The organism is Polaromonas sp. P3_C2 (assembly GCF_056402675.1).
This window is the reverse complement of sequence record NZ_JBFUGX010000750.1, coordinates 1-1823: the sequence shown is the minus strand read 5'-3', so window position 1 is coordinate 1823 and position 1823 is coordinate 1. Positions and strand designations below refer to the sequence as shown.

Below are 1823 nucleotides of genomic sequence, written 5' to 3'. Positions count from 1 at the left end.
AGGAATTGGTTCGCGGCTTGCCTCATCACGGTCAAGTCACTTTCAAAACCGCCGCGCTCATTGAGCATGGCGGTGTAGACCATCTTGCCGACAGACACGTCCATCTCGTTGGCGCACAGGCGCTGCAGCACGGCCAGCGCATCGCGGCCCTGCAACAGGTATTTGGAGAACGAGGTCTGGTCGTAAAGGGCAACGGTTTCGCGCGTGGCTTTTTGCTCCTCAATCATCCACGGGAGCCAGGCCGGTTTGTCGAGGGAGTATTCCGGGCGCGCCTGGCCCTCCGGCCTGAAATAGCTTGCACGCTCCCAGCCATTCTTGCCGCCGAACTCCGCGCCTCTGGCGGCCAGGATGTCGTACAGCGGTGAGGTACGCAACGGCCGCGCCGTTTCCAGTTCCTGACGCGGCCAGCGCATGGCGTAGTGCAGGCCCAGCGTCTCGCCGGTGCGCTCGGCCAGTGCCTTGCGGTTGCCGGTAAAGCTGCCGAAGCGGCGGATGTCCACGTCCCATAAATCGGTGCTGGGCTCCCCACCCACAATCCATTCGGCCATGAGCCGGCCCGCGCCGCCGCTGTTGGCAATGCCGGCCGAATTGAAGCCCGCGCAGACAAAGTAGTTTCGCAATTCGGGCGCTTCACCCAGGATGAAGTTGCCGTCCGGCGTGAAGCTTTCGGGGCCGTTGAGCAGCATCTTGACTTCGGCCGTCTCCAGGCACGGGGTGCGGTGCAGCGCGGCGGTCATCAGCGGTTCGAACTGGTCCCAGTCTTCGTCCAGCAATTCGAACTGGAAGGTCGCCGGAATCGGGTCCATCTTCCAGGGCTTGGCCTGGGGCTCAAAGCCGCCCATCACCAGGCCGCCGACTTCTTCCTTGTAGTAGATGTAGCCGTCTGGGTCGCGCATGACCGGCAGCATGGGGTGCACACCCGGAATCTTGCCGGTGACGATGTAGAAATGCTCAGCCGAATACAGTGGCACATTCACGCCCGCCAGCTTGCCGAACTGGCGCGCCCATTGGCCGGCGCAATTGACGAGGACTTCGCAGCGCACGTCGCCTTGCGCGGTCTTCACGCCCACGGCCTTGCCGTTTTCAATGATGACGCCGGTCACCTCAATGCCTTCAACCATCTTCACGCCGCGGTTGCGCGCGCCCTTGGCCAGCGACATGCAAAGGTCCGCCGGATTGGCCTTGCCGTCACCCGGCAGCCAGATCGCGCCCTGCAGGTCATCGATGCGCATGATCGGGTATTTCTCGCCAGCTTCCTGCGGCGAGATCTCATGGCACTCCACGCCAAAGCTGTTGGCCATGGCGACCTGCTTTTTGAGCACCTTCATGCGCTCGGGCGTGCGCGCCACGTTGACGCTGCCGCATTGTTTCCACCCGGTGGCCAGGCCCGTTTCAGCCTCCAGCGAGGCATACAGCTCAATGCCGTACTTGCTCATCTGCGTCATGTTGCGGTTGGGCCGCATCTGGCCGACCAGGCCGGCCGCGTGCCAGGTGGTGCCGCTGGTGAGTTTGCCTTGCTCGAGCAGCAGCACGTCGGTTTTGCCCATTTTGGCCAGGTGGTAGGCCACAGAACAGCCAACGATGCCGCCACCCACAATCACGATCTCTGCATGCTTGGGAAGCGTCGTGGCAGTCATGGTTCAGGCCTCACATCAAAGGAAATATGTGCAGAACTAAGCTAACCGTATAGCCATGACACCTGCGACGATGGCGCAGGTGCCGATGAGTCGGCGCAGGGTAAAAACTTCTTTCAGCAGCCAGCAACCCAGCAGCACCGCGAACAGCACCGAGGTTTCGCGCAGCGCCGCCACCGTAGCCACGGG

General features: G+C 62.5%; 2 protein-coding genes. Both read right to left on the bottom strand.

Annotated elements, in window-relative coordinates:
* On the bottom strand, positions 1 to 1637 hold a 1637-nt coding region (locus AC1DWI_RS21500), incomplete at its 3' end, for an FAD-dependent oxidoreductase (protein WP_477725712.1).
* 36 nt (positions 1638 to 1673) lie between these two features.
* The gene (locus AC1DWI_RS21495) at positions 1674 to 1811 is read right to left on the bottom strand and encodes a hypothetical protein (protein WP_477725713.1); all 138 of its coding nucleotides are present in this window, start codon (positions 1809 to 1811) and stop codon (positions 1674 to 1676) included.
* Positions 1812 to 1823: the final 12 nt, after the last annotated feature.